Source organism: Mycobacterium sp. (assembly GCF_049802695.1).
Lineage (GTDB): Bacteria > Actinomycetota > Actinomycetes > Mycobacteriales > Mycobacteriaceae > Mycobacterium.
Window position 1 is genome coordinate 1 of the sequence record NZ_JBARMY010000243.1, and the last position, 4,591, is coordinate 4,591.

The following is a 4,591-nucleotide window of genomic DNA, read 5'->3' on the forward strand; positions in this document are numbered from 1 at the left end:
GACCGGTGGTTTGCACTCCTGGGTGCAGCCGGCATCACTTGTGACACAGCAGATCTCGCGCTGAGCCGTCCGCCCGGATACCCGCGCCGCGACGGCGTCGTCGTCATTCACCCGGGGGCGGCCGCCCCGTCACGCCGCTGGCCCGCTGACCGCTTCGCCGTGGTGGCCGCAGCGCTCAGTACGGCCGGCCACCGCGTGGTGCTGACCGGGTCGGCCGCCGAGAAGCCGCTCGCGGACGCCATCGCCGCGGAAGCGGGCCTGCCCGAAACCTCAGTGCTGGCCGGACAACTCGACGTTCTCGGGATGGTGGCACTGGTCAGCGATTGCCGGCTGCTGGTCTGCGGTGATACCGGTGTGGCGCACATCGCCACCGCCACCGGCACGCCGTCGGTGCTCTTGTTCGGACCGACCCCACCCAGCCGGTGGGGGCCGCGCGGTGACGGCCGGCACGTCACGATGTGGGCGGGCATCTCCGGTGACCCGCACGGGCAGCGCCCGGATCGTGGGCTGCTGCTGATCAGCTCTGCGCAAGTCCTCGACGCCACCCGCCAGGTTCTCGCGGAATGCGCATGAGCGCCGCACCCCGAAGCAAGGTAGGCGTGGTCGGCGCCGGCTACGTCGGCCTGACCAGCGCAGTGTGCCTGGCCGTCAAAGGCGTCGACACCGTGTGCGTGGACACCGACCCCGCCCGGGTCGCCGAGTTGAGCCGCGGCCGGGCCGTGATCGACGAGCCGGAGATGGACGACCTGCTGGCTACCGGGCTGCAGCGGGACACGCTGCGCTTTACGTCGGACTACCGGTCGCTCGCCGACTGCGACATCGTATTCGTCTGCGTTCCTACCCCAACCAACGTCGACGGCAGCGCCGACCTGCGCGCGGTCGACCGCGCAGTGGCCGAACTGAGCGACGTGATGCGACCTGGAACGGTGGTGGCGGTGAAGTCGACGGTTCCGGTCGGCACCTGCCGCCGGCTCAGCGAAACCCTGCGCGCCGGAGGCATTCACACCGTGGCCAACCCGGAGTTTCTCCGGGAGGGGCATGCCCTGCACGATTTCCAACACCCTGAGCGGGTGGTCGTCGGCGCTTTACCGGACACCGACGACGGCGAAGACGCTGCTGCCCGGGTCGCCAAGCTCTACGAGGGCGACACTGACAACGTCTTGCTGATGAGCCTGGAAAGCGCTGAGCTGGCCAAGTACGCAAGCAACGCGTTCCTGGCGGTCAAGCTGTCGTTCGTCAACTCGCTCGCCCAGCTGTGCAGCCGGGTCGGCGCGGACATCGGTGACGTCACCGGCTGCATGGGCGCCGACGAGCGGATCGGCCGGCATTTCCTGGCACCCGGTCCCGGTTGGGGTGGGTCGTGCCTGCCGAAGGACACCGCCGCGCTGTTGCATACCGGCAGGGCGCACGACACCGCATTGCGGGAGGTCGACTCGGCGCGGCGCACCAACGGCGCACAGGCCGGGCGCATCGTGGACACGCTGCGCCGGGTGCTCGACCGTCCGCTCGACGAGCTGAAAGTCGCCGCCCTCGGTCTCACGTTCAAAGCTGCCACCAGCGACGTCCGGGATTCGCCGGCCATTGCGGTTTGTGCAGCCCTCAAGTCCGTCGGCGCTCAGGTGACCGCATACGATCCGCGCCTCGACGTCATCGACACCCGTCGGGTACCGGTCGCCACCACTCGCGATCCCTACGTCGCGGCCAAAGACGCCGACGCCATCCTGGTGCTCACTGAATGGCCGGAGTTCAACGAACTCGACTGGGAATCGATTGCCCGCTGCGCCGAGGGCGGTGCTGTTGTCGTGGACACCCGCAACATTCTCAGCCGGGAATTAGTGGTCGCCGCGCAACTCGCTTATTTAGGCAACGGAACAGCCGACGGTTACTAGGTTTGGGTCCGAGCGCGGATCCGCCGCCGGTTATCGGCGATGACACGTTCGGCGCAGTAATCCGGACTACAGCTACCTCCGGTGCGGCCGTAAGGCAGGATGGAGCTGCCGTCCGGGCTGACAGCCGGGATGGCGCAGTCATGCGAGGAGTCTGATGACCGAGCCGGAGCCGATCAGCACCGATGGCGTTAAGGGACCCCAGACCGACCGTGGGCATAGCGGCGCGCCGGTGCCGAGTCGGCCCAAATACTCACGGGTGTTGCTGAAGCTCGGCGGGGAGATGTTCGGCGGCGGACAGGTGGGGCTGGACCCCGACGTGGTGGCCCTGGTCGCCCGCCAGATCGCCGAAGTCGTCCGCAGCGGCGTGCAGGTCGCCGTCGTCATCGGCGGCGGCAACTTCTTCCGCGGCGCGCAGCTGCAGCAGCGCGGCATGGAACGCACTCGCTCGGACTACATGGGGATGCTCGGAACGGTCATGAACAGCCTTGCGCTGCAAGACTTTTTAGAGAAGGAGGGTATCGCCACCAGGGTGCAAACGGCGATCACGATGGGGCAGGTGGCCGAGCCTTACATTCCGCTGCGCGCTCGCCGGCATCTGGAGAAGGGGCGCGTGGTGATTTTCGGGGCCGGTATGGGTCTGCCCTACTTCTCCACCGACACGACGGCTGCTCAGCGGGCGCTGGAGATCGGCGCCGATGTGGTGTTGATGGCCAAAGCGGTCGACGGGGTGTTCACCGAAGATCCGCGAGTGAACCCGAACGCGGAAATGCTCACCGCCATCAGCCATCGGGACGTCATCGACCGGGGGCTGCGAGTGGCCGACGCGACGGCGTTCAGCCTGTGTATGGACAATGGCATGCCGATCCTGGTGTTCAACTTGCTGACCGATGGGAATATCGCCCGCGCGGTCTCAGGTGAGAAAATCGGCACACTGGTGTCGAACGGGAGGGCGTAGTGGGTACAGCCGGTGACGATGCAGAGGAGCGGCGGACATGATCGACGAGACGCTGTTCGAGGCCGAAGAGCGAATGGAAAAAGCCGTGTCGGTGGCGCGCGACGACCTGGCCACCATCCGCACCGGACGGGCCAACCCCGGCATGTTCTCCCGGATCGTCATCGACTACTACGGGTCGGCCACCCCGATTACTCAACTGGCCAGCATCAATGTTCCCGAAGCACGTCTTGTGGTGATCAAGCCCTACGAAACCAGCCAGCTGCATGCCATCGAAACCGCGATCCGCAACTCCGACCTCGGGCTCAATCCGACCAACGACGGCACCCTCATCCGGGTGGCCGTGCCGCAGTTGACCGAAGAACGTCGTCGCGACCTGGTCAAGCAGGCCAAGCACAAGGGCGAGGAAGCCCGAGTCTCAGTGCGCAACATCCGGCGTAAAGCGATGGAGGAGCTGGGCCGAATCCGCAAGGAGGGAGAGGCCGGCGAGGACGAGGTGGGCCGCGCCGAGAAGGACCTCGAAAAGACCACGCACCAGTACGTCACCCAGATCGACGACCTGGTCAAGCACAAGGAAGGCGAGTTGCTGGAGGTCTGACGACCGCTCAGCGTAACGTCCGTGGCACACACCGATACCGCCGCAGGTAAACCGCCCGAAAAACCGGCGCGAGGTGCGAATTCGCCGGCCGATGCGGCGAAGACGTCGCGGACCGGACGCAACCTGCCGGTGGCGATCGTCGTGGGCGCCGTCATGGCCGGCCTGGTCGCCGCCAGCCTGCTATGGCACAAGCCGTGGGGGTACGTCGCGATCCTGGCGGCCGGCGCGCTGCTGGGCACCTTGGAGGTGGCGCGCCGGTTGGGTGCTGCCGGGTACGTCATTCCGGTCATCCCGCTGGTCGTCGGTGGCCAGGCCATGATCTGGCTGACCGCACCGTTCAATGTCCACGGAGCGCTGGGCGGCTTCGGGGGCACCGTCGTGATCATCATGATCTGGCGGCTGATCAGTCCGCACGGCAGGCGGGCAGCGCACGATTCAGAGACCGCCGCCCCGACCAACTACCTGCGCGACGTTTCGGCGTCGATCTTCCTGGCCGTCTGGGTGCCGTTGTTCGCCTCGTTCGCCGCATTGCTGATCTATCCCGCGCACGGTCACGACTTCGCGTTCTCGGTGGCGGCGGGAACGGTTTGCTCCGACGTCGGTGGTTACGCCCTCGGTGTGCTGATCGGCAGGCATCCGATGGTGCCCACCATCAGCCCACGGAAGTCCTGGGAGGGTCTGGTCGGCTCACTGCTGCTCGGGATCACCGCCACAGTGCTGGGCGTGACGTTGCTGGCGCACAAGCCGATCTGGGTGGGCGCGTCGCTGGGCGTGGTCGTGGTCGTCACCGCAACGCTCGGCGACCTGGTGGAATCCCAAGTCAAACGCGACCTGGGCATCAAGGACATGGGCAGCCTGATACCCGGTCACGGCGGTGTGCTGGACCGGTTTGACGGATACCTGCCCGCGGCGGCCATGGGCTGGATCGTCCTGGCGCTGCTGGCCTGATTTGGGCGGTGCTGCCGCTCAGCGGACCTGCAGCACCCCGCTGGCCCGGACCGACTTCAGCGACAGGGTGCGGTAACCGAACTCCTGGCCTCTCGGAAGCAAAGCACGTCACACTGGACAGTGATCATGACGCAACAAATAATCTTCGAGGCTCCGCGCCGCGCGTTGCCGCCCCGGCATCTGGCCGACCTCGACGCGGCAGGC

5 protein-coding genes are annotated in these 4,591 nt (G+C 67.0%); all 5 read left to right on the forward strand.

The window, feature by feature from the left end; translation table 11 throughout:
• A partial coding sequence (locus WA317_RS09895) for a glycosyltransferase family 9 protein (RefSeq protein WP_425172861.1) occupies positions 1-573 on the forward strand: 573 nt, incomplete at its 5' end.
• Complete coding sequence (locus tag WA317_RS09900) at positions 570-1,889, forward strand: UDP-glucose dehydrogenase family protein (protein WP_425172862.1); 1,320 nt, start codon at positions 570-572, stop codon at positions 1,887-1,889. The genes WA317_RS09895 and WA317_RS09900, both read left to right, overlap by 4 nt.
• A 154-nt stretch (positions 1,890-2,043) precedes the next feature.
• Positions 2,044-2,844 carry a UMP kinase gene (gene pyrH, locus WA317_RS09905; RefSeq protein ID WP_425172863.1) on the forward strand — a complete coding sequence of 267 codons (801 nt, stop codon included), beginning with the start codon at positions 2,044-2,046 and terminating at the stop codon, positions 2,842-2,844.
• Positions 2,845-2,881: 37 nt separating this feature from the next.
• Complete coding sequence (gene frr, locus WA317_RS09910) at positions 2,882-3,439, forward strand: ribosome recycling factor (RefSeq protein ID WP_425172864.1); 558 nt, start codon at positions 2,882-2,884, stop codon at positions 3,437-3,439.
• A 21-nt stretch (positions 3,440-3,460) separates the two neighbouring features.
• Positions 3,461-4,387 carry a phosphatidate cytidylyltransferase gene (locus WA317_RS09915; protein ID WP_425172865.1) on the forward strand — a complete coding sequence of 309 codons (927 nt, stop codon included), beginning with the start codon at positions 3,461-3,463 and terminating at the stop codon, positions 4,385-4,387.
• Positions 4,388-4,591 lie beyond the last annotated feature (204 nt).

Bases quoted from the DNA above. Each gene is read 5' to 3' on its own strand.
- WA317_RS09900 (WP_425172862.1), top strand. From the start codon at position 570: ATGAGCGCCGCACCCCGAAGCAAGGTAGGCGTGGTCGGCGCCGGCTAC.
- pyrH (WP_425172863.1), top strand. From the start codon at position 2,044: ATGACCGAGCCGGAGCCGATCAGCACCGATGGCGTTAAGGGACCCCAG.
- frr (WP_425172864.1), top strand. From the start codon at position 2,882: ATGATCGACGAGACGCTGTTCGAGGCCGAAGAGCGAATGGAAAAAGCC.